Raw genomic sequence first — 26,951 nt, 5'->3', positions numbered from 1 at the left:
CGCTTATCACTGCTGCCGTAGACTGACTTCATCCGACAAGGAGTCTCCGGTATGCGGTATTTGCAAGGTTTGTTTTTCGGGTTGATGGGTGTGGTGTGTGTCGCTCAGGCGCAAACGCCGGCCGAGGTTGATCCGTTGTTGGATAACGCTGCATCTGCAGGTGCCCAGCCTGCTTCTGCCACTGAGGCGCGAGGGGTGTTGCGGGCGCAGGATCAGGCGGTGCTTGCCAGTGAGCTGGCCGGGCGTATTGTTGATCTGCCGCTGCGCGAAGGTGAAACTTTCAATAAGGGCGATATGCTGGCGCGCTTCGACTGCTCGGCTTATCAGGCCCAGCTCAATGCCTCCCAGGCCGCCAGTCGCGGCGCCAGTGAAGAGCTGGCTCACAATCGGCAACTGGCTTCGCTCAATTCGGTAGGGCGTTTCGAGGTCGCACGTGCAGAAGCCCGTGTCGCCGAAACCCAGGCGCAATCCAGTGTCTTTCAGGTTCAGGTCAAACGTTGCAGCGTGATTGCGCCGTATGACGGGCAGGTCGTGGAGCGCAAGGTCCAGCGCTATGAAAGCGTTTCCCCCGGCACGCCGCTGCTGGAGATCGTCGATAACCGCACGCTGGAAATTCACCTTCTGGTCCCATCCCGCTGGATGGGCAAGCTCAAGGCCGGGCAGACGTTCAGTTTCGTGCCTGACGAAACCGGCAAGCCACTGACCGCCACTATCAAGCGCTTCGGTGCGCGAATCGATGAAGGCAGCCAGACCTTGCTGCTGGTGGCCGGTCTGCCAAAGTCCGAGGGCCTGTTGGCGGGCATGAGCGGAACCGCACGTTTCCCGGAGCTTAAGTGAACGCTTCTGTACCTGGGGTGGTGGAGCGGGTCTTTGCCCAGTTCCTCGATCTTGAACGCCTGACCCGCGCAGCCCGCACGACCGATCAACTGGCTTACAGCCTTGTGAATGACGGTCAGCCATTGTTTGGCTTTCGCCATGCCGCGCTGGTGATTGCCGGCAAGGTGCGGGCGGTGACGGGCGTCAGCGTGATTGATCCCAATGCGCCCTTTGTCGCGTTCGTCGAGCATGCGGTCGCGCAGTTGTTCAAGCTGGAGAAGGCCAAGCCGGCCAGTGTTGTGGCGATGGAGTCGCTCAGCGCTTCGGTACGCGAAGACTGGCAAAGCCTGTCGGCCATCCATGTGTTCTGGCTGCCGTTGCTGGACCACAAGGGCGAAGTGTTCGGCGGCCTTTGGCTGGCCCGCGACAAACCCTGGGCTGCGCCCGAGCAGGTTCTGCTCTCGCAACTGGGTGATACCTACAGCCATGCGTGGCTGGCGTTGGATCCGCGCAAGCCCTGGCGTCTGCGCTGGAGTCGCAAGCGTCAGGTGCTGCTGGTGGCTCTTGCGCTGCTGAGCCTGCTGATCCCGGTTCGCCAGTCGGTTCTGGCGCCCGCTGAAGTCGTGCCATTGGCCGGTCGTGTGGTGGCTGCGCCGCTGGACGGCGTGATTGCCGAATTTCTGATCAAACCCAACCAGCCCGTGAAGACCGGCGACCTGCTGGTGCGTTTTGAAAACACCACGCTCAAGGCTCAGGCTGACGTGGCCGAGCGCACCCTGGGTGTTGCCGAGGCCGAGCTGAAAGCCAACTCGCAGCGGGCGTTTGCCGATGCCGAGTCAAACTCGAAGGTCGATTTGCTGGCCGCTCGCGTCGAGCAGAAGCGCGCAGAGCGCGATTACGCACGTGAATTGCTCAAGCGCAGCGAGGTTCGTGCCGAGCGTGACGGTATCGCGGTCTTTGCCGATGCTCAGCGCTGGACAGGCAAACCGGTCCAGACCGGCGAACGCCTGCTGGAAATCGCTGATCCGTCCCAGGCCGAGCTGCGTATCGAACTGGCAGTGGGTGATGCCATTGCGCTTGAACCGGATGCGGAAATCGCTCTGTTTCTGGACAGCGATCCCTTGCATCGTCACTCCGCCCGCCTGGAGCGTGCGGCATATGAGGCTCAGCCGACTCCAGGTGGGCAACTGGTCTATCGCCTGGATGCCAGTTTCCTTGACGCGCCGCCGCGTATCGGTCTGCGTGGCACCGCCAAGGTTTTTGGCGAGCGAGCGCCCCTGGCGTTGTATCTGTTGCGCCGGCCTCTGGCAGGTCTGCGTCAGAGCGTAGGTCTGTAAATGGCGCTGCCCAGCCTGCGGGCGGATCTGCAACTCACTTCAGTGGCCCCGGCACTCGACGGGTCGCCGCGCTGGACGCTGGCCGATCCCATACGTGGCCGTTATTTCAAGCTGGGTGCCCAGGCTATTCGCCTGTTGCGGCATTGGTCGCTGGGTGATCCTGCGCGGGTGCTCCAGGCCGCCAACCTCGAGCCCGGTCTGCCGCTGGGCGATGACGAAGTGCAAGAGCTGCTGATCTTTCTTCGCAGCCATGACCTGATCGCTTCGACCGACCCGGACCAGCGCGCCAGCTATGCCTACAAGGCGGCTGCTTCGCGTCACGGCTTGTGGCAGATGTTGTTGCATCAATACCTGTTCTTCCGCATTCCCCTGTGGCGCCCGGATGCTTTTCTCAATAGGGCCTGGCCCTGGCTGAAGCGTTTTGGCCCCTCACTTCTGCGCTATGGCCTGCCGGTCACGTTGGGGCTCGGGGTGTTTCTGGTCGCACGTGACTGGCAGCGATTCATTGGAACCTTCCCGCATCTGTTCAGCCTCGGCGGCGCGTTGGCGTTTGGTGCGGCGCTGTTTTTCGCCAAACTCTGTCATGAGTTCGGCCATGCCTTCATGGCCAAGCGTGCCGGGTGTCGTGTGCAGAGCATGGGCGTTGCATTCATGGTGCTGCTGCCGCTGTTCTACACCGACGTCAGCGATGCCTGGCGAGTGAATGACCGGCGCGCCCGTTTGCTGATCGGCGCAGGTGGTGTCCTTGCCGAAATGCTCTTGGCCTGTATCGCTTTGCTGGCCTGGTCGCTGCTGCCTGACGGGCCGGCACGCACGGCTGCGTTCATGCTGGCCAGTGCGACCTGGCTGACGACGGTGGTGGTCAATCTCAATCCGTTCATGCGCTTCGATGGTTACTTTTTGATCAGTGACCTGTGGGAAGTGGATAACCTTCAGGGCCGGGCCTTTGCTCTGTGCCGCTGGCGCTTGCGCGAAGCCCTGTTCGGTTACGGCCTGCCAGCGCCCGAACCCTGGACGCCAACCATGCAGCGGCGTCTGCTGTGGTGGGGGTATCTGTCCTGGCTGTGGCGTGCGGTGCTGTTTTTCGGGATCGCGTTGGCGGTCTATCACCTGTTTTTCAAGTTGCTGGGGATCTTCCTGATGTTGGTGGAACTGGGCTGGTTCATCTTTCTGCCGATCTTCAAGGAAGCGCGTCACTGGTGGGCGAATCGCGAGCAGGCCCATACGCCGCGTGTGTTGCTCAGTGGCGCAGGGCTTCTGGCGCTGATATTGCTGCTGGTGGTGCCTTGGCATAGCAGTGTCGAGCTGCCGGTCATGCTGGAAGCGGGGAGGGTTACGGCACTGCATGCCCCGGTCGCCGCACGGGTCAGGCAGGTGAACGTGCAGGACGGCCAGACAGTGGAGCAGGGCGCAGTGTTGGTGGAACTGGAGTCGCCGGACGTCGATTCGCGCCAGGCCATCGTGCGTCGGGAAATCGAAATCCTGCAATTGCAGATACGTCGTCAGGCCGGGCGCAGCGAGACGGTGGCGGATGTGGGCATCATCGAGCAGCGTCTGGCCAGCGCCGTGGCGGAGTATCGCGGTCTGGCAGCCCAGCGTGAGCGCTTGCTGGTGCGTGCTCCAAAGGCCGGTCAGGTTCGCGATCTCATGCCGCAACTGGCTCCGGGCCGTTGGGTTTCGACCCAGACGCCACTGGCCCGTATCGTCGAGGGCGGCACGCGCATTCGGGGTTATCTGGCTGAAGATGCCTTGTGGCGTATCGCTCCGGGCGACAAGGGCCGTTTCATCGCTGACGACCCGATGCGCCCGTCGCTGCAGGTCGAGTTGCTGGATGTGGATGCCAATGGTGTGTCCTATCTGGATCAGGAAGCCCTGGCGTCCGATCACCACGGGCCGATTGCCGTGCGTCGTGACGAGAACCAGCGTGCGGAGCCTGTGCAGGCGCAATACGGTGTGCGTCTGAAAGTGCTGGATGATATCGAAGCACCCACTCAGCCGTTGCGCGGGGTTGCGGTGTTGCAAGGCCGAAGTGAATCGCTCTTGGGGGCAACCTGGCGCAGGTTGGCGGCCCTGGGGGTTCGTGAAAGCGGTTTCTGAAAAAGTGGTTTCCAGGGAAAGAGGACGACACTGATGTTGAACAATGCAGACGGGCTTGAAGTCAGGCCTTCACGTGATACGGACAGCCCGTTCATTCAGTCGCTCTACCATTCGGCCAGGCCCGATTTGCAACTGATCGATGGCGAGCGTGATCTGGTTGAGGACGTCATTGCCCAGCAATTTCGTGTGCAGGAAGCCGGCCTGGGCGGTGAGTTTCCCAATGCGATGCATTACGTGATTGAAAAGCTTGGCACCCTGATCGGTGCGCTGGTGGTGGACTTTGGTCCCAATGAAATCCGTGTGCTGTATCTGGCGTTCATTCCGGCAGCCCGGGGCAAGGGGTACGGGCGTACGGTATTGCAAGGTGTGCAACAAGCTGCCGAGAAGATCTGTTGCCCGGTTGCGACGGTGGTCTGGGCCAATAACCCCCATGCGCGCCAGCATTATCTGGCGCTGGGGTTTCAGGTCGAAGAGCGGGATGTGGCGGCGGAGCGTCTGGTCTGGTATCCGGGCCAGGCCAAGACAGGCTGATCAGTTGAAGCTGATGCAGTAATAAGCCAGGTTTGCATCGCGTCCCATGGGCGGCACTCGGGAAACAAAGATCTCTTCCAGTCTGCCCAGTTCCGGCAGTTCGAGAGCGCACAGGCCATCGACGAAGGCGCTGGGTTCCAGTGAGTTGAGGCTGATGCTGAAGGGCAGGCGCTGATTGTCGGACAGGCGTGCCAGAGGTTTTTCATCGATGGAAGAGATGGCAATCGGCAATTGACTGCCATCGTCCAGTTGCAGCGAGCAGGTGCTGCCCAGCAGCGTACGAAAATGTTCGACAGTAATGTCTTGCAGCATGGAACGACTCCAGCAAGTGGGGAAGAGCCCTTCCCTGGGCTCGGATGCATCAGTTGCGGCTAGGGAAAAGGCCCTGCAGTGCAATGCTGAAGTTCACGACCAGGAAAGGGTTCATGCTGTCGAGAGGCTGGCTGCCTCCGACTGGCTGCATGGTGCCGCTGATGGCGGTCGAGACGCCTTTCTGCACGATAGGCGCGTCGGTTCCCAGGTCCGGTGCAAACATGTTGGCGGAAGTCGGGCCGGCTGTTGTGCCTCCGACATAGCAGTTGGTGGCCGTTGGCACGATGGATCCAGTGGTGCTCGGCTTGGCGCCCAGATTGATGGTGGTTGTCGCTGTCAGGGCGCTCATCTGGTGTACGTGAGACGGCATGTTGGCGATGGTGACCGTGACCTTTTCAACGCCCGATGCAGTGCCGATCACTCGGTTGGTCAGGTTGAGACCGGTTCCCTGGTTGACTGGCACCCTGCCTTGAAGGTTGGGCAGCATGAAGTTCTGTGATGCATTGCCTCCATAGATGACGCCCAGCAGCGCGTACAAGGCGTTGTACTGGCTAATGTTCAGCGTCTGGCCGTTACATTGCGCCCAGCCATTGGGTGCAAAGGGGAAGCCGAACGTCATGATCGAGCCCATAAAAACTTCCATAAACCCTCATCCTTCATATGTTATGGGGTGACACACGTGATCCACTCAGGCACCAGCCTTCGGTAGTGGCAATGTGAAAGCGTAGACACTGTTTGGCGAATTGCTCCGCTTTTACATCGCAATGTCGCGATTGAAACAATCGGGCTGGCAGATGACGTTTATGCAATCGTTCCTTCCTGATTTTGGGAAAAAGCTGGCAGGTATTCAGGCCGATTTCCGACCGTTCATCTGATAGTTGTCATCTATCGAGCGTGGAACGCTTTTGAGTACAACGGCTTACCCAAAAAGGTTCGAATTTTGTGACTGTGTTGGCTCAAGTTTGGGGAACTAATGTCGAAGTAATACTATTCGCGTACATTTTGTTACGTTAGGCTGACATTGGCTTCCAGACGGACAGGAACAGGTAGGCACGGGATGCACGATTTCCACTTCATATCGGGTCTGCCACGTTCGGGGTCCACCCTGCTGTCAGCCATTCTTCTGCAAAACCCCCGCTTTCATGCCGGTATGAGCAGCCCGGTTGCTTCGTTGTTTTCCAACGTTCTTGGTCAATGCAGCGCGGGCAGCGAATTCGCTTCGATGATCGATATCAACGCCCGTCGACGCCTGCTGCGCGGTATTTTCGAGTCCTATTACGCCGACAAGACCGACAAATCCATCGTTTTCGATACAAACCGGGGCTGGTCTTCGCGCCTCCCGGCCTTGATGGATCTGTTCCCCAAGTCCAAGGTCATTGCCTGCGTGCGCAATGTGGCCTGGATCATGGACAGCATCGAGCGCGTGTATCGCAACAATCCCTTCGAGAACACCAAGCTGTTTGTCGATGATACCGAGCGCAACACCGTCTACAGCCGGGTCGAGACCCTTGCGCAACGCAACCGTCTGGTGGGGTTTGCCTGGGCTTCGCTCAAGGAAGCCTATTACGGCGAAAATGCCGATTCCCTGCTGCTGATCGACTACGACCTGCTTTCCCAGGCTCCAGAGCGGGTCATGCGTCTGGTGTATGAATTCATCGGCGAGCCGTGGTTCGAGCACGACTTCAACAACCTTTCCTATGACGCGCCGCAGTTCGACGACGCCTTGGGCGTCTCCGGTCTGCACAAGGTAAAACCCAGGGTCGCCTTTGAAAGCAGGCACACGATCCTGCCGCCTGATCTGTTTGAGCAGTATTCAAAGCTGTCGTTCTGGAATGACGGTTCGGCAAGCGCTGCCAACGTCATCCGCATGAAATCCGACGCCGCGACCCATTGATCGCGGTTTTCCATATCAGTGTTACAACGTTCGATCTCTGGTGAGCAACATGTGGTGGAATAAGAAAAAGTCGCCGACTGTACAGCGGACCTCCGTGGATGCTAAATCCCCCGCTTCCCCCATGATTATGTTCCTTGAGCCGCGAATGCTGTTCGATGGCGCAGTGGCTGCCACCGTTGCCGATGCTGCGCAGTCGGACAGCCAGGCGACTGCCGAGGCTGCCAAGACTACCGATCAGGCCAGTGCCAAAGACAGCAGCAGCGATAGCCATGCGCAATCGGCTGCGACGGCTGATATCACGACCACCTCAACGACCGTAACAGGCAGCACCGTGGTCTTCGTCGACTCGCGGGTCAAGGACGCCGACAGCCTGCTCACAGGCGTTGCGCCTGGCGCGCAGGTGGTCATGCTTGACGCTACCAAAGACGGCCTGCAACAGATCGCCGACTATCTGGAGTCCCATCAGGGCGTGAGTTCGGTGCAGATCATCGCCCACGGCAACTCGGGTGATCTGTGGCTGGGCAACAGCTATCTGTCGGCCGACAACATTGCTCAACGCAGTGCCTTGCTGGCCGAGATCGGCAATGACATGGTCGCGGGCGGCGATATCCTGATTTACGCCTGTAATACCGCCGAAGGCGAGCTGGGTCTGAGCTTCGTCGATTCGCTCGCACAGCTCACTGGTCGCGACATTGCTGCATCGACCAACCGCACCGGCGTGGGCGGCGACTGGACGCTGGAAATCGCGACCGGCAGCATCGAAAGCATCGGTGCTCTGTCCCAGCAGGCGATGGACTCTTACCAGTGGGGGCTTGCGACCATCACCGTAACCTCCAGCAGCAGTACCGGCGCAGGAACCTTGCGTGCAGCGCTGGCCAGTGCCCAGAACGGCGATATCGTGACCTTCTCCAGCAGCATGACAGTCGCGCTTGACGCCCAGTTGGTGGTCAACAGAAACATCACCATCGATGGCGACCTGGATAACAACGGCGTGGCGGATGTCACGCTGGATGGCCAGAACAGGACCAGTGTGATCCGGGTGACCTCCGGTACGACGGCCACCTTTGACGGTCTGATCATTACGCGCGGCGTTGCCAGCACTTCGGGTGCCAATAGTGGTGCAACGGTTTCGGCGGCTGACGCTGTGGGCGGCGGTATCAATAACGCCGGTAACCTCACGTTGCGCAATGTCACCGTGACAGCCAACTCTGCCGCAGGCGGTGGTGGTGGCGGTGGCGTGTTGACCCCGACCGTCGGTGGTGGTGGCGGTGGCGGTGGTGGTATTGGTGGTCAGAATGGTGCTACCGGTGGCGCTGCCGGGAGCTATTTCCCTACATCTCCCTCAGCCAACACCGGCGGTAACGGTGCGGGTTTCAACACGATTTACATGGGGGGGCGTGGTGGTAATGCGAGCGGTGGTGGTGCTGGTGGTATTGGTGTCTCTGGTTATACCAATGGCGGCGCGGGCGGCACGGCGACTTCCGGTGGGCGGACTATCGGCGGTGGCGGTGGCGGTTCGGGCTTTGATGCCACTGGCGGCCGAGGCGGCTCGGCGGTAGGCGGTATCTATAACGCCTCTACTGGCACCTTGGCGATCATCGGCACCTCAACCATCAGCAGCAACATCGGTGCAGGCGGCGGCGGTGGTGGTGGCGGTACGATCGGCGGGAACGGCGGCCGGGGTATCGGTGCCATCTGGAACAGGGGCACGCTCAATATCACGGCAGGCAACAACTCGTCCCTGAGTGGCAACGTAGGTATCAGCGGGTCGGGTGGTCAGGCAACCAGCGGTGGTACAAACGGTACCTCGCCAACGGGGGTCAATAACATCTTCAACGATGGTGGAGGGTTGAATATCACCTACAGTGCTGACATTTCGGCACCCACAATCTCCAGCATCGTGATTGCCAACCCGTCTTTGGGGTCAGGTGGTTCGTCTGCCGTGACGTTCACCTTCAGTGAGCCGGTGTTCGGTCTGGATATTTCCGAGATTGTCGTTCCCAACGGCACCCTGACCAACCTCACGACCACCAACAACATCACATGGACTGCCACGCTGACGGCATCCAGCAATGTCTCGGACTCGAGCAACGCCATTACCCTGGCCGGTTCGGCCGTGCAGGACTCGGCGGGCAATATCGGGACCGGGACCGCGACGTCCAACAACTATGTGGTCAGTGACTCCGTCGCTCCGACCGCAACCGTCGTTGTGTCGGACACCACGTTGATCGCGGGCGAAACTTCGCTGGTCACCATCACCTTCAGCGAAGCGGTAACGGGTTTCAACAATGCGGATTTGTCGGTTGCCAACGGTACCCTGACCGCAGTAAGCAGCAGTGACGGTGGCGTTACCTGGACCGCAACCCTGACGCCGTTCAACAACCTGACCAGTGCTACCAACCTGATCAGTCTGAACATGTCCAGTGTGCAGGACTTGTCAGCCAACTCAGGCACTGGAACGGTTTCATCGAACAACTATGCAATCGATACGTCGCGCCCGACCGCCACTATCGTCGTTGCGGACCCTTCACTGACTATCGGTGAAACGTCGACGGTGACGATTACCTTCAGTGAAGCGGTCAGCGGTTTTAGCAACGCTGACCTGACTGTCGCCAACGGTACCCTGAGTGCAGTAAGCACCAGCAACAACATTGTCTGGACCGCCACCCTCACGCCGACCAACAACATCACTGATACCAGCAACCTGATTACCCTGGACAATACCGGTGTCACGGATGCCGCAGGTAATACCGGGCTTGCCACGACCATTTCCAATAACTACCTCGTCGATACTATTCGCCCGACCTCCAGCATTCAGGTTGCCGACGCCAACATTACCGCCGGTGAAACCTCGCTGGTGACCATCACCTTCAGCGAAGCGGTGAGCGGTTTTACCAATGCCGACCTGACCGTGCCCAACGGTACCTTGACTAACGTCAGCAGCAGCGATGGCGGTATTACCTGGACCGCGACCTTCACGCCGACCAACAACGTATCCGACACCACCAACCTGATCACCCTGGATAACACTGGCGTGACAGATATGGCCGGCAACGCCGGGGTCGGTAGCACCAACTCGGGCAATTTCACCATCAACACTGTGCGTCCGACCGGGACGATCATTATCTCCGACAGTTCTTTGTCGATCGGCGAAACCCCAACGGTGACCATCACCTTCAGCGAAGCGGTGAGCGGCTTCAGCAATGCTGACCTGATTGTGGCTAATGGCACATTGAGCCCGGTCAGTAGCAGTGATGGCGGTATCACCTGGACCGCGACCTTCACGCCAGCCGCGAACGTGACCGATCTCACCAACGTGATCACGCTGGATATGTCCGGTGTCGCGAACTCTTCTGGCAACGCGGGCCTCGGTACCCTCACCTCGAACAATTACGCCATCGATACCTTGCGCCCGACCGCGACCATTGTGGTTGCCAATAACAACCTGTCCATCGGCGAAACCTCGTTGGTCACCATTACTTTCAGTGAAGCGGTGAGCGGCTTCACCAACGCCGACCTGACCGTGAGCAACGGTTCGCTGAGTGCGGTCAGCAGCAGCGATGGCGGTATCACCTGGACCGGGATACTGACTCCGGTAGCAGGCGTCACCAATGCCAGCAACGTCATCACTCTGACCAATACCGGGGTGTTCGACATCGCTGGCAACGTGGGCGTTGGTACCACCAATTCGAGCAACTACGCGATCGACACTGTGCGCCCGACTTCGGCCATTACAATGGCCGACAGCAACCTCTCGGTCGGCGAAACCTCGTTGGTCACTATTACTTTCAGCGAAGCGGTGACCGGCTTCACCAATGGCGACCTGATCGTACCTAACGGCACCTTGAGCACCCTCACCAGCAGCGATGGCGGCATTACCTGGACCGCGACCTTCACACCGAATATCAATATCGCTGACACCACCAACCTGATCATCCTGGATAACTCAGGCGTGACAGACCTGGCCGGCAACGTCGGGAGCGGTATAACCAACTCGCCCAACTTCACCATCGATACCATGCAGCCCACGGCAACCATCGTGGTCGCGGACAGTGCGTTGAGAGTGGGCGAAACTTCACTGGTCACCATCACCTTCAGCGAAGCGGTGAACGGTTTTACCAACGCTGATCTGACGGTGAGCAATGGCACCTTGAGCCCGGTCAGCAGCAGTGATGGCGGTATCACCTGGACGGCGACCTTTACGCCGAACCAGGGGCTGAGCGATGCCACCAACCTCATCACGCTGGATAACACTGGGTTCACCAACGTATCCGGTAACTCGGGTTCCGGTACCACAATCTCGAACAACTACGCCATCGACACCGTGCGTCCGACCTCAGCCATCGTGGTTGCCGACAACGCCCTGGCCATTGGTGAAAACTCGTTGGTGACCATCACCTTCAGCGAGGCTGTGACCGGTTTCACCAACGCCGACCTGACCGTGTCCAATGGCACCTTGAGCGCGGTCAGCAGCAGCGACGGCGGTGTGACCTGGACTGCAACCCTGACGCCTACCGCCAACATCACCAGTGCCAGCAATGTCATCACTCTGGATAACACGGGTGTGACCGATCAGGCAGGCAATACGGGCACCGGCATCACGACATCGAGCAACTATGCCATCGACTCTGCGCGTCCGACCGCGAGTATCGTTGTGGCTGACAGCACGCTGATCGCTGGCGAAACTTCGCTGGTGACCATCACCTTCAGCGAAGCGGTGAGTGGTTTCACCAATGGCGACCTGAGCGTGGCCAACGGTACCTTGAGTACCGTCAGCAGTAGCGATGGCGGTATCACCTGGACAGCGACTTTCACGCCGACCAACAACATTGTCGATAGCACCAACCTGATCACCCTGGATAACACCGGCGTGACTGATCTGGCTGGCAACACCGGGACCGGCACGACCAACTCCAACAACTACGCCATCGACACTGCGCGCCCGACTGCAACCATCGTGGTAGCGGACAACGCGCTGCGAGTCGGTGAAACTTCGTTGGTGACCATTACCTTCAGCGAAGCGGTGAGCGGTTTCACCAATGCTGACCTGACCATAGCCAACGGCACCTTGAGCGCCGTCAGCAGCAGCGATGGCGGTATCACCTGGACGGCAACCCTGACGCCGACCGCCAGCGTGACCGACACCACCAACCTGATCACCCTGGATAACACGGGCGTCGCCAATGCTTCCGGCAACATCGGCAGCGGCACGACCGACTCCAACAACTACGCCATCGACACCGTGCGTCCGACCTCAACCATCGTGGTTGCCGACAACGCCCTGGCCATTGGTGAAACCTCGTTGGTGACCATCACCTTCAGCGAGGCTGTGACCGGTTTCACCAACGCCGACCTGACCGTGTCCAATGGCACCTTGAGCGCGGTCAGCAGCAGCGACGGCGGTGTGACCTGGACTGCAACCCTGACGCCTACCGCCAACATCACCAGTGCCAGCAATGTCATCACTCTGGATAACACGGGTGTGACCGATCAGGCAGGCAACGCGGGTACCGGCCTCACGACTTCGGGCAATTATGCTGTCGACTCCGAGCGTCCCACAGCGAGTATCGTTGTGGCAGACAGCTCTCTTGCAGCAGGCGAAACCTCGCTGGTGACCATCACCTTCAGCGAAGCGGTCACCGGTTTCACCAACGCCGATCTGACGGTTCCCAATGGCACCTTGAGCGCGGTGAGCAGCAGCGATGGCGGTATCACCTGGACGGCGACCTTTACACCGACTGCCAATAGCTCTGACACCAGTAACGTGATCAGCCTGAACAGCGCGGGTGTGACGGACCTGGCTGGCAACGCCGGGACAGGTATCGTCAATTCGGGCAACTTCACCATCGACACCCGGCAGCCGACCGCAACCATCGTGGTAGCAGACAGCGCACTGGTTATCGGTGAAAGCTCCCTGGTGACTATCACCTTCAGCGAAGCTGTAAGTGGTTTCACCAATGCCGACCTGACAGTTGCCAATGGCACCTTGAGCGCGGTCAGCAGCAGCGATGGCGGTATCACCTGGACGGCAACCCTGACGCCAGCCGCGAACGTGACCGACACCACCAACCTGATCACGCTGGATAACACGGGCGTTGCCAATGCTTCCGGCAACATCGGCAGCGGCGTTACCAGCTCCAACAACTACACGATTGATACGGCGCGCCCGACCGCGACCATTGTGGTAGCCAACAGCACACTGGGGATCGGTCAAACCTCGCCAGTGACCATCACTTTCAGTGAGGCGGTCACTAACTTCGATCTGTCGGACCTCAGCGTCGCCAACGGCACTCTGTCGAACCTGGTCAGCAGCGATGGCGGCATTACCTGGACCGCAATCCTGACGCCAACGGCGAATATCACGGATGCGACCAACTTCATCGTCATGGACAGCAGTAATGTCACGGACCTGTCGGGTAACGCGGGTTCTGGCGTCCAGAACTCCGCCAATTACGCCATTGACGGTCAGGTTCCAACCATTTCGAGCATTGTGGTTGCCAACCCGAACCTGACCACCGGGCAGACCACTCAGGTGACATTCACGTTCAGTGAGCGTGTCAGTAACTTCGATCTTTCGGACCTCAGCGTCGCCAACGGCACCCTGTCCAATCTGGCCAGCAATGATGGTGGCCTGACCTGGACAGCGACTCTGACCCCGACAGCCAACACGCAGGCTCCGAGCAACTTCATCACGCTCGACAGCAGTAATGTGACGGACCTGGCAGGCAATACCGGTATCGGTATCACCAACTCCAGCAGCTACGCAGTCACCACGCTTTCTCAAGGTGGCGATCCGCAGTTCCGCATTAGCGATTCGGTCCCTCTGATCAGCCAGCCAAACCTGCCATTGCAGCCGACGCTCTTTGGCCCGCCGACCGGCAATCTCGGTTCGCCGCTGAGTTTCGCGCCGTTGTTTGAAGTGCGCACCACAGGCGACGGTCTTCCGCCTCTGGGTAACATTTTCATCAGCAATGGCGCGTTGGCTCCAAGCTTCATTGCACAGGTTTTCAGCTCGAGTGAGTTGGGCGGCAGTACGGGGGCCACTGGCGGTTTCCTTGGTTTTAGCAGCGGGGAAGGTGGCGTGTTCGGCAGCAGCACATTGTCGACGCTGTTCAGTCGCGAGTCCTCCACGGACACCTCGGCGCAAAGTACTTTTGACAGCGGTAGCAGCCGTGGCCTGAGCGATTCCTCACAAGGCATTCGCGGCAGCTTTGGCGCGTTGACACTGGAGCAACAGTTGCAATTGCTCAAGGATGGCGAGCAGAAACAGCTGCATGAACTAGCATGGGCTTTGGGGAAAGCCGGTATCAGTGAAGTGCAGGCCTGAGACAAGGTATGAGTCAGGCGCCGGCAAATCCCGGCGCTTATAAAAAAGAATGGGTAGTCAGGGGCGGTCGAACGGATGAAAAGAAGTAAGAAGTTATTCAGTGTCAGCCTGCTGGCGCTGGTCGTCAGTGGTTGTGCTGTCACCAGCAAGCCAATCGACCGTAGCGTCAGTGAGCAACGCGCACAAAGCGATCTGCAACTGATGTACAAGGATCAGGAGCCACTGAACGGCCCTCTGACCCTGCACCAGGCCATGGCTCGTGCGGTCAAGTACAACCTTGAAGCCCGCCTGAAAATCATGGAAGAAGCCCTGGCCAAGCGTCAGCTGGACCTTGCCAGCTTCGACATGCTGCCACGCATGGCCCTGTCCGCAGGTTACGCCGGGCGTAGCAACGTCAGCGCGTCCAGCAGTGAAAGTGTCGAGACCGGCACCCAGTCCCTGGAACCTTCGACCTCCCAGGATCGCAGCCGCCGCGTCGCCGACCTCACCATGGTCTGGAACGTACTCGACTTCGGCGTCAGCTACATCAGCGCCAAGCAGCAGGGCGACCAGCGCCTGATCGTTCAGGAACGCCGCCGCAAGGTCGTCAACACCATCGTTCAGGACGTGCGCTCGGCCTATTGGCGTGCAGTGGCCGCCGAACGTTTGCTCAAGCAGATCGACAGCCTGATGGCCCGCGTCGAACAGGCTCAGGGCAACAGCCAGAAAATGAGCGCGCAGCGCGTCGGCGATCCTGTTCAGGCACTGAGCTATCAGCGCTCGCTGATCCAGGCGACCCGCCAGCTTGAAGAGCAGCGCAAGGCGTTGTCGCTGGCCAAGACCGAACTCGCAACCCTGATCAACCTGCCTCTTGGCAGTGAGCTGACCCTGGCGACTCCGGACGATTACTCGATCCCGGAACTGAAAGTCGACATGAGCGTGCTGGAACACGAAGCCCTGGCTACCCGTCCGGAACTGCGCGAGCAGGATTACCAGACCCGTATCAGCTCTGCCGAAACCCGCAAAGCCATGCTGCGCCTGTTGCCGGGCCTGGAATTCTCTGCTGGCGGCCATTACGACAGCAACTCCTTCCTGGTCAATGACAAATGGGCCGACATGGGCGTCAAGGTCACCTGGAACCTGTTCAACGTGATTTCCGCACCTGCGGCCATCAACGTGGCCAAGGCCGGTGAAGAAGTCGCAGCCGCGCGTCGTCAGGCGATGTCGATTGCCGTGCTGGCCCAGCTTTACGTGGCCAACGCCAACTATCGCGAAGCCATGCGTCAGTTCAAGACCAGCCAGCAACTGTCGAACATCGACGGTGAAATCGTCGGTCAACTGCGCAACCGCTACAAGGCCGCAGGCATTGGTGAACTGGACCTGATCCAGGGCGAACTCAACACCCTGCAAGCCGACCTGCGCCGTGACCTGGCCTACGCCGACCTGCGTAATGCCTATGGCCAGATCTTCGCCAGCGCCGGGCTTGATCCACTGCCGGAGCAATTGCCTTCGACCGATGTTCAAGTGATCGCAGGTGCCCTGGCTTCCCGTGAAAACCAATGGTCGGCGGGTAATATCGCAGAGCCTGTGAAAGCGGCTGAAGTTCAGGCCAAGTAAGCGTATCCGTGCTTCCGGCCTTTTCCCGCCTGCCTGTAACAGTGGATTTGCCTCTGCTGTTACAGGCGCTCTCGCGTATTGCCGATACGGCCTGGGCCGCGCATTTCAATGCCGGTTACTACGAAGGGCAGTGGTCCGGTGTCGCGCTGATTTCCGCTGTTGATGCCCTGACCGAATTGTCCTCAGGTGCAGGCGAACCCATCTCCCGAGATCCATGGCGAACCGACGACCGTTGGGCTACTGCCCTGCGCGACCTGCCGCTGGATATTCGCAGCGCCCGCTTACTGCGTCTCGGGCCGGGTAGCCGAATCCACGAACACCGCGACTACGACCTCGGTGGTCCAAAGGCTGATCGTCGTCTGCACATCCCCTTGCTCAGCTCGCCGGACGTGGACTTCATGCTGGACCGCCAGCGTATCCCGATGAATGCGGGCGAGTGCTGGTTTCTCGATCTGGCCCGCCCCCACAGCGTCGATAACTGGGGGCAGCAAGAGCGTGTTCATCTGGTGCTCGACTGCCGCCCCAATGCCTGGCTTGAACAGAAGATCGAAGCCGGTTTATCCACAACCCCACCTGCTGGCCAAGGCCGTGCAGTTGAAGCCTTTGCACAGTTCAGGGCCTTGCTGGAGTGCGATTCCCGGTTGTGTCGCATCTTGCAGGACGAACCGGACAGCGAGGCTTTCATCACCCGTACCCTGGCGCTGGGTGCCGAGCGCGGCCTGCATTTCGGTCGTGAAGACATACGCGCCGCGATGCGTCAGGGGCGCAATCAATGGAACCGACAATGGACAGCCTGAAAGACTGGCTGCCCATCCGCATCTGGCAGGAAGCTGAAGCATGGCGGGTGGACTGGTGCTGGTTTGGTGACCGCAAGCTCGATCAACCTTTCTTTCGCGATGCCGTGGACGAAGCGCTGCGCCTGCCTTTCAACCAGGCGTTCCGTCGTGAAACATCCCTTGCCGTGCTGTGTGAATGGAAACTGCCTGCCATTGAACCCACTGCGTTCGTTTATCACGCCTCGCGTTGCGGCTCGACCCTGATCGGCCAGATGCTGGCCCAACTCGATGAAGCGATAGTGATTTCCGAACCACCGCCACTCGATGCGCTGCTACGAGGCGCGCTTGATCCCGCCGTGCGTAAGGCAGCCTTGCGTGGGCTGCTCGCCGCTTATGGCCAGACTCGTCGCGGCACCGAGCAGAAACTGGTGATCAAACTGGACGCGTGGAACATCGGCGAACTGCCGCTGCTGCGCGAGTGCTTTCCTCAAGTGCCGTGGATGTTCGTGTACCGGGAACCGCTGGAAATTGCCGTCTCCCACATCCGCCGTGCAGGCATGCACATGGTGCCCGATCTCATTGGCCGCAGCTCACTGGATGGTGAAAGTCAGGATTATTCCCGTGAAGACTATATCGCCCAGCGACTGGGCAGAACGCTCGAGCTTGGCCTGGAACACTGCCGTGCCCTCAATGGCCTGCCACTGAATTACCGTGAATTACCCGGCGTGATGGACGGCTATCTGGCAGACTTCTTCGGCCTTGATACGCCCCAACGCAACAAGGCGCTTTCAGCCGCAGGCCGACACGCCAAACAGCCCGCTCAGGCGTTTGTCGCCGACAGCCAGGACAAGCAACGCGAAGCAACCGAACGGCTCAGGGAGCGGGTTGAATACCGTACAAGAGCGTCCTACGACGCACTTGAAGTCTCAAGGAGTGAGCGCCGCTCCTGCAGGCCAGCATAAGCCAGCTAACGCTACACCTATTCGGAATTGACCAGGGATCCTTCTTCCCCGGCATGGCTGTGGATTTTCAACGGGAAATACAGGTATGGCTGCGCGCAAAAGAACACTGTGGAAAGACTTAAGATTCATCGTCGTGGCCGTCGTATGCCTGCTCGTTGCAGTACCGGGCGGTTTCTCTGTTTATCAGTGGGTCTGGAGCGATGCTGTTCTTTGCCTGGCAGAGGGAAGGATGCTCAGTGATGAAGAGCATCGGCAGCGGTTTCTGGAGAGTCTGGTCAGACTGGAAGTGGATAATAGTTATAGTTACAAAAAACACGACGGTAATGATTTTTTAAAGACAGGGCTTGTTGAAGACAATGGCAAGTATGATCTTGTCCGGATCATTCAGGCTGCAAAAAACAATGGAAAGTCTTTTGTAGAAAACTTTGAAATAAAAACCATCGCGCCGCTCAGGGAAGAGGTTGCAGTGGATTATCCTCGCCCGCCGTTTGTGTTGGTGAGCTATTTCGACCATCGGGGTGGCTCGTCGACGTTTACCTTTTCCCGGGATGTTGTGCGGGTCAAGGATTCACCTCTGCTACGTGATCAGTTGAGTGTGTACGACAGGGTAAGAGGCTTCAGAAGTCACTTCTACAAGGTGACCTCTACCTTCGTCACGATCGAATGCTGCGGGACTGACAAATACAGTCAAACCGAAGAGCGTTACCAGCATATTAAAGAGTTGGCCTGGAACAGTACCTTGGCGTCTATTTCCAGAGGGTTTGCCACTCACACTTCCCTGGCTGTTTCATCGGGGTGCGGAGCTGTGCTGACGGAAGAAAGCGACAGTGGAACAGGAACACGCCACATAAAAAGAATCAACTCAGGGGATAAATGATGAGCATGCCGACCAGTCAACAAATTGTATCGAGATACCTTTTCAATCAGGATACGCCGCCTGGCAATCTCAAGGACGAAAAGCTGATTCGTCCCAAAGATGCCGAAGGCGATCCCGTCTACGTCGATATGAACGAGTACATGACCACCGGAGCGGGACGTTTCGTGGGCATCGAAGAGTTCAGGATTGTTCGCAGGTTCCTCGCCAGTGACGATTATGGCGATAAAAAACTGCCGCCGGGTGTCTATACCACTGCTGAACTTCTGGACTTGTATGGCATTGCGCAGGGTGAACGCATCCTGGCGGTCAGTGGCTATACCCGTGGAGTCGATGAAAGCGATTATGCAGAACGTGCTTATGTATTCGGTACCGGGGGTTATCAAATCAATGCCGATGCCGTGTTTTATGTCGGCGAGGACGGTTCACGTTCCATTTCCAATATTTATGTCGAGCCTGCAAACGACAACTTCGATTATGTAGGCGGCGGGCCGCTTGCCCAAGTGACCAACTACTTGACCCGAGAGGATATCGACCCTTCCGGTATTGGCCGGACAGTACCGATAGAGTTCACCGGCACCGTCGTCAACAGACTGAATCTGACCAGTGCCGACTGGGCTTCGCTGGAGGCCGCCAGTCGTGAGAAAGAACGGATTGTCCTCGAAAATAAATTGTTGCTGGGTACCGGTGCTCCCTGGTTTGTCGCCCAGTTCACCGCTCTTCTTGGGCGGCTGGTGGCTGACGATATCATTACCTATGAAGACAGTGACGGGCGCTATGTCGTCTATGACGGTCGGGACACCAACAACAATGGTGTCATTGATCCTTATGCGCTGAAGAACGTCACCGAGTTGATTATCAACAAAGGTGCTGCGGTCATTGCCGGGAACGGCAACGACACCCTTTATGGTACGAATTACTCCAACGATGAACTTTATGGTGGCGACGGCAACGATCAACTCGATGCTCGCAAGGGTGCCGATCGTATGGTCGGCGGATCGGGAAACGATACCTATGTCGTCGATGACGAAGGTGACACGGTTGTCGAGAAGGCGGGTGAGGGCACTGATACCGTCAAGTCCAGTATCGCGTTCAAGCTGGCCGATGAGTTTGAAAATCTGGAGCTGACCGGGACTGCCAGCGTCGATGGAACAGGCAATGACCTCGACAACCGGATCCTGGGAAACTCGGGAAGTAACGTTCTGCGAGGCGAAGGCGGTAACGATTACATTTCCGGTAATGCAGGCGACGATACGATTGATGGCGGCGCCGGGAACGACACACTCATTGGCGGATATGGCAGCGACCTGCTGGAAGGCGGAGAAGGCAACGATATCCTGCAAGGCAGTGAAAGCGGCGACAGAGGCAGTTCCGACTCCGATACGCTGAACGGCGGCACGGGTTTTGATATCTACAAGGCGCAGTCTCACGATGTGATCTTCGACTCGGACGGCAAGGGCTCAGTCTATCTGGAGAATCGGCGACTCACCGGCGGCAAACGCAAAGAGGACGATCCTGAAGACACCTATTACGGTGGCGGCAATACCTATGTGCTCAAGAACGGCACCCTGACCATCAATGGCAGCCTGATCGTCAATGCATTCCAGAACTATGACCTCGGCATTGCTCTGGAACTGGAGGACGAAGAGGAGGAAGAGGAAGAAGCTCCCGAGACTGACGATGCCGAAAGTCGTACTTCCCCCATTGTTCTCGACCTTGACGGCGACGGCATTGAAACGCTCGCGGTCGGTGCCAGCTATTTCGATCTCGATAGCGACGGCCTGAGCGAGATGGCTGGCTGGGTCAGCCCCGACGACGGTCTGCTGGTGCATGATCGCAATGGCGACGGCCGTATCAGCAACGGTAGTGAGTTGTTCGGCAACCACAGCCTGCTGAACAATGGCCAGACGGCCCAGAATGGTTATCAGGCGCTGGCCGAGTACGACAGCAATGGCGACGGCATGGTCAATGCCCAGGACGCCTCCTATGCCACGCTGCAGGTCTGGCGCGATCTCAACGGCAACGGCACCAGTGATGCCGGAGAGCTACAAAGCCTGACCGATGCTGGCGTGGTGTCGATCAGTACAGGCTACACCGACTCAAGCCATGTCGATGCCCACGGACATGAGCATCGTCAGGTCAGCACCATTGTGTTGGCCAACGGTATGGCGTCGACCGCGGCGGATGTCTGGTTCAAGGTTGACGCCTCCAAACGCGTCAACAGCGGGGACATCGCGCTCACTGACGATGTCTATTTCCTGGCCAACGCCAAGGGGTTTGGCAAGGTGCAAGATTTGCATCAGGCCATGGTGCTCGACCCTGAACTGAAGACGCTGCTCGCTCAGTACGTATCCGCTACCGACGCGGACAGTCGCGACCAGTTACTGGATAACCTGATCTATCGTTGGGCGGGGACAGAAGATGTCGACCCTTACAGCCGCGACCCCCAGAAAATCTATTCGCATGTGATGGATGCGCGTCAGCTTGTCACTCTGGAGAAGTTGGTGGGTCATGCCTACATGGGACTATGGTGCTGGGGAGAGCGCGATCCTAATCCGCATGGCCAGGCCGCCCCCATCCTTGTGGCCGAGTATCTTGAGTTCAAGCGTTTCACGGCGGCGCAGATTCTGGCACAGACCGAGTATGCCAGTGAGCTGGACATTATCCGCACGGCCTTCGGCTCTGACGCCCACAGTATTTCTGTCGACTGGAATACGTTAAAGGACAAGCTGAATGTGTTGCTTGCCAACGGGCAGGATGATCGCATCCGTGGCGTCATTAAAGTTCTTACTGATCTTGGGACCTATTCCCCTGCTTACCGGACCCAGCGCGATGCTGCTTTTGAAACCATTGCGGCATTCAACCCCGATTTGGCAGCCTTCTTTGATTTTTCCAGCTTCATAGGCACAGCCGGTAACAATACGCTCTACGGCATGAGCTATGGCACTCTCTTCTACGGCCTTGGAGGAGATGATCGGCTTTATGGCAATGGGGGCGATGACAGCTATCACTTCGCCCGTGGGCATGGCAACGACGTCATTCTGGATCGGGGAGGCCTGGATCAGATCGTCTTTGCCGACGGTATTGCCCAGAGCGATCTGGTGTTCTCGCGCAATGTCACGACGGTCTGGATTCATGTCAGGAATGCCGATGGCAGTGATGCAGGTTCATTGCAGATCGATAACTTCTTCAATTTTGATGGTTCGCTGGATTTCGGTGCCATCGAGTTTATCCGCCTGGCTGACGGAACCAGTCTGAATCAGCAACAGATACTGGCGCTGTTGACCGCCAACGCCCTCACTCAAGGGGATGATCTGGTGTTCGGCACGGCTGCCAGCGACACCATCGACGCGCTGGCCGGCAATGACAACATCCATGGTCTGGGTGGTAACGATCAACTGTCCGGTGGGGCTGGCAGTGATGTGCTGATGGGGGACGACGGCGATGATGTGCTGACCGGCGGCATTGGCGACGATACCTTGATCGGAGGCCGCGGCAGTGACACTTACATATTCGAGGCAGGCTATGGCCATGATGTCATCGACAACGTTGCCGATGCGACCGAGGTCAAGCGTGACCGACTGATGTTTGGAGCCAGTATCGCGCCTGCATCGGTTATCGCCAGGCGGGCAGGTGATGACCTCCTGCTGTCCACCTCAGCCAATGACAGCATTCGTCTGAACGGCTATTTCGTCGCCGAAGCGGGCAATGGCACGGCAGTCGATGAAATCGTCTTCCAGGACGGTACGCTCTGGGGCATTGCCGACATCAAGCGCAAGGTACTGGAGGCCAGCGCCGGTAACGATGAACTGGTGGGCTACGCCACGAATGATGTACTGAATGGTCTGGGCGGTGACGACTTTATCGCCGGGTACGGCGGCAACGACACCCTGTTCGGTGGTGACGGGCAGGACTATCTCGATGGCGGTGTCGGGAACGACAGTCTGTCCGGCGAGGCTGGCAACGACAACCTGTACGGCGGTGAAGGTAACGACCTGCTGGATGGTGGCGACGGCAACGACTGGATAAATGGGGACGTCGGTGACGACACCCTGATCGGCGGGGCTGGAGACGACATTCTCGATGGCGGGGCTGGCCGCGACACGCTTCAGGGCGGAGCCGGCAACGATAATCTGTACGGAGGTGCCGGAGACGACTTCCTGGCGGGCGGTGAGGGCAACGACCGTCTCGACGGCGGCAGCGGCACCAACAGCTACCTGTTTGCCCGCGGTGGTGGTCAGGACATCATCATGGATGCCTACGAAAATGTGGTCACCATTTACCTGTCCGACTTGCCTCTGGAAACCCTGGTGTTCCGTCGCAAAGGCACGAGTCTGGATGTCTCCTTCCCGGACAGCCCACAGGATTTGCTGTCTCTCGCTGACTTCTTCAGCAACGAAATACCGTCCGGCGGTATTCACCTGCACTATGGCGATGGGTTGGTGGCCGTCATCAGCCCGACACAACTGCATCAACTGACGCTGGAGGGCACGGAAGTCGCCGACCTGATCTATGCCTACTCCGGCGACGATCAGATCGAAGCGCGCGGCGGCAACGATGAGGTGTATGCCTTTGCCGGCAACGACCGCGTCGATGGCGGTGAGGGGAACGATTACCTCGATGGCGGTGATGGCGACGACACGTTGCTGGGTGGCAGCGGCAACGACATTCTGCTGGGTGGCCTGGGTGACGACGTGCTCACAGGTGGCAGCGGTAATGACAACCTGGACGGTGGCGACGGCAATGACCAGTATTTATTCGCCGCTGGCTGGGGCGACGACACCATTTTCAACAGCGTCGGCGGCGATAGCGTGCATTTCAGCGGTGTAGCCCCGACCGATCTGCTGCTACGCCGCGAAGGCATGGACCTTCTGGTCGTCAACCCGCTCACTGGCGACCGGCTTCGCATCCAGGGTCAGTTCTCTTATCAGGCCGGCCAGCCTGGAGCGACCGCGGTCGCACAGTTCGTCTTCGACAACGCTACGACCTGGGATGTCGAGGCCATCCGCCTCAAGGCAATCGAAGGCAGCGAAAAAGACGATGCCATTCTAGGCCATGCTGACGATGACGTGATCGCGGCGGGCGCAGGCAACGATTACGTCGACGCCGGAGACGGCAATGACGTGGTGAACGGCGGCGACGGCAATGACACGCTCTATGGCAGTTCAGGCAACGACACCCTGAATGGTGACAATGGCGACGATCTGCTGATCGGCGGTAGCGGCCTGGACACTCTGTCGGGCGGTGCTGGCAACGATACCCTTCAGGGGTACGGTCTGCTCGATGGCGGCAGCGGGGACGACCTGCTTGAAGGCAGTGGCGAATTGCTGGGTGGCGATGGCCAGGACATCCTCCGTGGTCAGGGCAGCGACACCTTGTCCGGTGGTGCGGGCAATGACGTTCTTGAGGCCTACAGCAATCCGTGGATTCGCAACGCGAACATTCTTTCCGGCGGCACCGGGGACGACAGTCTTTATGGCGCCTTCGGCGACGATACCTACCTCTTCAATCTCGGCGATGGCCGCGACTTGCTGGTCGAGCGGCGTGCCGGGCAGGCCTACAGCAACATCGCTCCGTCCTTTGACACCTTGCGTTTCGGTGAAGGCATCAGCGTCCAGAACCTGAGTTTCACCCGGACCGGCAACGACCTGCTCATCAGCCACAGCAACGGCACTGACGCCATTACCGTACAGAACTGGTATCAGGAGCCGAGCGAACACTTCAAGCTGGAACGCCTGGAGTTCGCCGATGGCTCCGTGCTCAGCGGCAACGATGTCGAGGCACGTGCCATTACCGTGGGAACCATCGGTAACGACACGCTGATGGGTTACCGCAATCAGGATGACCGCATCTATGGCGGTGCCGGCGATGACCAGATCTGGGGCCAGGCGGGCAATGACCTGCTGGTGGGCGGCGACGGTGCGGACTACCTCGACGGCAGTATCGGCAGCGACCGTCTGGAAGGCGGCACCGGCAACGATTCGCTGATCGGTGGGCAGGGCGCGGATGTCATGCTCGGCGGTGCGGGCGACGACTATTACGCGGTCGATAACGCCAACGATCAGGTGATCGAACTGGCGAATGAAGGGGATGATTTCATTCGCACCACGGTCAGCTATACGCTCGGTGCCAATATCGAACGCATGGCCTCCGATGGGGCGGCCAATCTGGTCCTGACCGGTAACGAACTGGCCAACGGGTTGTGGGGCAATGCCGGGGATAACGTTCTGGCGGGCTTGCTGGGCAATGACTTCCTTTCTGGCGGTGCCGGTAACGATGTCTATGTGTTCAACCTGGGTGACGGACAAGACACCCTCGACAATATCGATGCCATCACGGCGGTCGATACGCTGCGTTTCGGTGCGGGCATCAGCGATAACGACGTGCTGGCCTTCCAGCAGGGCGAGCATCTGTTCATGAGGATCAAGGGCAGCAGCGACCAGATCGCCCTGTCGGGTTACTACGCGGCCAATACGGTCAGTAACGGTGTGACCTATGACCGGAAGATCGAGCGGGTGGAGTTTGCCAACGGTGTGGTCTGGGATCAGGCCCGATTGCAGGAGGTCGTGAGCCGCGCTGCCAACAACAAGTCGCCGGTGGTCAACGCCAACGTGCCGACCTTGACGGCGAGCCAGGGCACCGCCTTCAGCTACACCATCGCGGAAAACACCATCACCGATCCCGATGTCTGGGACTCGATCACCTACAGTGTGAAAATGCGCGACGGCTCCGACGTGCCTGCCTGGCTGAAATTCGATGCCAGGACCCGGACACTGTCCGGCACGCCTTCGGCCTCTGATGTGGGAAGCCTGCAGTTCATCCTGTGGGGCACGGACAACTACGGTTATGCCGCCGGTACCTACGCAACCCTGACCGTGTCGCAACCCAACCGGGCCCCCACGGTGGTCAGCGCCCTTGCGGACCAGAGCGTGGCCGAAGGCACTGCCTTGGCCTATACCGTGCCTGCCGGAGCCTTCAGCGATCCGGACAGCGGCGACAGCCTGACCTACAGCGCCACGCTGGCAGATGGCAGCGCCTTGCCTTCCTGGCTGACCTTCAATGCCTCCACCCGCCAGTTCACCGGGACGGCACCGGGCACGGCTGTCGGCACCACCAGCGTCAGAGTGATGGCCAGAGACCGGAGCGGCCTGACCGCGTCCGACGTTCTGGACATCGTCGTTACGGTGCAGAACCTGACGCTGACCGGTACTTCAGGAGCGGACACCCTGACCGGGCGCTCGGGCAACGACACCCTCAACGGTGGCGCCGGCAACGACACCCTGATCGGCAATGCGGGCAATGACCGGCTCAACGGCGGTGCCGGCAACGACACGATGCGCGGCGGCACGGGCGACGATACCTATGTGGTGGATTCAACCTCCGATGTGCTGACCGAAAATGCGGGAGAGGGCACCGACACGGTCGAGTCCAGCCTGACCTGGACCTTGGGCGCCAATCTCGAAAACCTGACCCTGACCGGTACCTCGGCGCTCAACGGTACGGGCAACGCGCTGGACAACATCCTCATCGGCAACAGTGCCGTCAACACCCTGACCGGTGGCGCGGGCAACGACCGCCTCGATGGTCTGGGTGGTGCCGACAGGCTCATCGGCGGTGCCGGAAACGATACCTACGTGGTCGACAATACCAGCGATGTCATTACCGAGAACGCCAACGAAGGAACCGACACGGTCGAAGCCAGCGTGACCTGGACGCTGGGCAACAACCTGGAGAACCTGACGCTGACCGGCAGTTCGGCCCTCAACGGCACGGGCAACGCCCTGGCCAACGTGCTGACCGGTAACGCGGCGGCAAACAGCCTCAGCGGTGGTGCCGGCAACGACACGCTGGACGGACGCGGCGGCGCCGACACCCTGACCGGTGGGGCGGGCAACGATACCTATATCCTGGGGCGTGGCTATGGCGTCGATACGCTGGTCGAGAACGATTCGACCAGCGGCAACACCGACGTTGCCAGATTCATGGACGGTATCGCGACCGATCAGCTCTGGTTCCGCAAGGTGTCCAACAACCTGGAAGTCAGCATCATCGGAACCTCCGATGCGCTGGTCATCAGGGATTGGTACTCGGGGGCGGCGACTCATGTGGAGCAGTTCAAGACCAGTAATGGCAAGACACTGCTCGACAGTAAGGTGCAGGGCCTGGTGGACGCCATGGCTGCATTCTCGCCGCCTGCGGCTGGCCAATTGACGTTGCCGGATAATTACAAGGAGCAGTTGTCCTCGGTGATTGCAGCCAACTGGCAGTAAGCACATCGACCTCAAAGCCGACCCGCCTGATGGCGGGTCGGTTCGATGTGTGAGAAGTACATGGAAGGTGCAATGCCTTTCAAAAGCCATGGGCCGAATGAAGTCGCCAGCAACTGCCTCCCACAAAGTGATTGATGACCTTAATGGATCGGCATTACC

Annotated in this window: 13 protein-coding genes; 11 read left to right on the top strand and 2 right to left on the bottom strand. The window is 59.2% G+C overall.

Annotated features, from left to right (window positions below; genetic code table 11):
* Positions 1 to 51: 51 nt before the first annotated feature.
* The 4 genes from CKW23_RS22625 to CKW23_RS22610 are packed head-to-tail and all read left to right on the top strand — an operon-like array spanning position 52 to position 4,781.
* A complete protein-coding gene (locus tag CKW23_RS22625; protein ID WP_025262256.1) occupies positions 52 to 837 on the top strand; it encodes an efflux RND transporter periplasmic adaptor subunit in 786 nt (261 codons plus the stop codon).
* Positions 834 to 2,153 carry an efflux RND transporter periplasmic adaptor subunit gene (locus CKW23_RS22620; RefSeq protein ID WP_095068378.1) on the top strand — a complete coding sequence of 440 codons (1,320 nt, stop codon included), beginning with the start codon at positions 834 to 836 and terminating at the stop codon, positions 2,151 to 2,153. The genes CKW23_RS22625 and CKW23_RS22620 overlap by 4 nt, the downstream gene beginning before the upstream one ends.
* Positions 2,154 to 4,250, top strand: coding sequence for an HlyD family efflux transporter periplasmic adaptor subunit (locus tag CKW23_RS22615; protein ID WP_025262254.1), 2,097 nt, complete (start codon positions 2,154 to 2,156; stop codon positions 4,248 to 4,250). It abuts the gene before it with no gap.
* 33 nt (positions 4,251 to 4,283) lie between these two features.
* Positions 4,284 to 4,781 (top strand): GNAT family N-acetyltransferase, encoded by a 498-nt coding sequence (locus tag CKW23_RS22610; RefSeq protein WP_025262253.1) that lies wholly within the window; start codon positions 4,284 to 4,286, stop codon positions 4,779 to 4,781.
* Here the strand turns inward: CKW23_RS22610 and CKW23_RS22605 are convergent, their stop codons facing one another.
* Positions 4,782 to 5,093, bottom strand: a complete 312-nt coding sequence (locus tag CKW23_RS22605; protein ID WP_025262252.1) for a hypothetical protein — start codon at positions 5,091 to 5,093, stop codon at positions 4,782 to 4,784.
* Between the two features lie 49 nt (positions 5,094 to 5,142).
* Positions 5,143 to 5,736 (bottom strand): phage tail protein, encoded by a 594-nt coding sequence (locus tag CKW23_RS22600; protein WP_025262251.1) that lies wholly within the window; start codon positions 5,734 to 5,736, stop codon positions 5,143 to 5,145.
* 414 nt (positions 5,737 to 6,150) lie between these two features.
* On the opposite strand from CKW23_RS22600, the gene CKW23_RS22595 reads away from it, so the two are divergent.
* From CKW23_RS22595 to CKW23_RS22565, 7 genes are all read left to right on the top strand, one after another.
* Positions 6,151 to 6,987, top strand: a complete 837-nt coding sequence (locus tag CKW23_RS22595) for a sulfotransferase (protein WP_025262250.1) — start codon at positions 6,151 to 6,153, stop codon at positions 6,985 to 6,987.
* Between the two features lie 145 nt (positions 6,988 to 7,132).
* Complete coding sequence (locus tag CKW23_RS22590) at positions 7,133 to 14,314, top strand: Ig-like domain-containing protein (RefSeq protein ID WP_095068377.1); 7,182 nt, start codon at positions 7,133 to 7,135, stop codon at positions 14,312 to 14,314.
* Between the two features lie 75 nt (positions 14,315 to 14,389).
* On the top strand, positions 14,390 to 15,910 hold the full coding sequence (locus CKW23_RS22585; RefSeq protein WP_095068376.1) for a TolC family protein: 1,521 nt from the start codon (positions 14,390 to 14,392) through the stop codon (positions 15,908 to 15,910).
* A gap of 8 nt (positions 15,911 to 15,918) precedes the next feature.
* Complete coding sequence (locus CKW23_RS22580; protein WP_038400075.1) at positions 15,919 to 16,707, top strand: aspartyl/asparaginyl beta-hydroxylase domain-containing protein; 789 nt, start codon at positions 15,919 to 15,921, stop codon at positions 16,705 to 16,707.
* Positions 16,695 to 17,648: a sulfotransferase family protein gene (locus CKW23_RS22575; RefSeq protein ID WP_095068375.1), complete on the top strand. Its 954-nt coding sequence runs from the start codon at positions 16,695 to 16,697 to the stop codon at positions 17,646 to 17,648. Before CKW23_RS22580 ends, CKW23_RS22575 begins: the two co-directional genes overlap by 13 nt.
* A gap of 85 nt (positions 17,649 to 17,733) precedes the next feature.
* Complete coding sequence (locus CKW23_RS22570) at positions 17,734 to 18,525, top strand: hypothetical protein (protein WP_025262245.1); 792 nt, start codon at positions 17,734 to 17,736, stop codon at positions 18,523 to 18,525.
* A 512-nt stretch (positions 18,526 to 19,037) separates the two neighbouring features.
* On the top strand, positions 19,038 to 26,792 hold the full coding sequence (locus tag CKW23_RS22565) for a calcium-binding protein (RefSeq protein ID WP_074569172.1): 7,755 nt from the start codon (positions 19,038 to 19,040) through the stop codon (positions 26,790 to 26,792).
* Positions 26,793 to 26,951: the final 159 nt, after the last annotated feature.

Origin of the sequence: Pseudomonas sp. Irchel 3A18 (genome assembly GCF_900187465.1) — a bacterium.
In the GTDB taxonomy this organism is placed as follows: Bacteria; Pseudomonadota; Gammaproteobacteria; order Pseudomonadales; family Pseudomonadaceae; genus Aquipseudomonas; species Aquipseudomonas cichorii.
Note: the sequence above shows the minus strand (reverse complement) of the source record. Positions and strands in the feature narration are given on the sequence as shown.

Excerpts from the sequence above, each read along its gene's own strand:
- CKW23_RS22600 (WP_025262251.1), bottom strand. The coding sequence starts at position 5,736 with ATGGAAGTTTTTATGGGCTCGATCATGACGTTCGGCTTCCCCTTTGCA.
- CKW23_RS22575 (WP_095068375.1), top strand. The coding sequence starts at position 16,695 with ATGGACAGCCTGAAAGACTGGCTGCCCATCCGCATCTGGCAGGAAGCT.
- CKW23_RS22610 (WP_025262253.1), top strand. The coding sequence starts at position 4,284 with ATGTTGAACAATGCAGACGGGCTTGAAGTCAGGCCTTCACGTGATACG.
- CKW23_RS22570 (WP_025262245.1), top strand. The coding sequence starts at position 17,734 with ATGGCTGCGCGCAAAAGAACACTGTGGAAAGACTTAAGATTCATCGTC.
- CKW23_RS22615 (WP_025262254.1), top strand. The coding sequence starts at position 2,154 with ATGGCGCTGCCCAGCCTGCGGGCGGATCTGCAACTCACTTCAGTGGCC.
- CKW23_RS22595 (WP_025262250.1), top strand. The coding sequence starts at position 6,151 with ATGCACGATTTCCACTTCATATCGGGTCTGCCACGTTCGGGGTCCACC.
- CKW23_RS22590 (WP_095068377.1), top strand. The coding sequence starts at position 7,133 with ATGCTGTTCGATGGCGCAGTGGCTGCCACCGTTGCCGATGCTGCGCAG.
- CKW23_RS22625 (WP_025262256.1), top strand. The coding sequence starts at position 52 with ATGCGGTATTTGCAAGGTTTGTTTTTCGGGTTGATGGGTGTGGTGTGT.
- CKW23_RS22585 (WP_095068376.1), top strand. The coding sequence starts at position 14,390 with ATGAAAAGAAGTAAGAAGTTATTCAGTGTCAGCCTGCTGGCGCTGGTC.
- CKW23_RS22605 (WP_025262252.1), bottom strand. The coding sequence starts at position 5,093 with ATGCTGCAAGACATTACTGTCGAACATTTTCGTACGCTGCTGGGCAGC.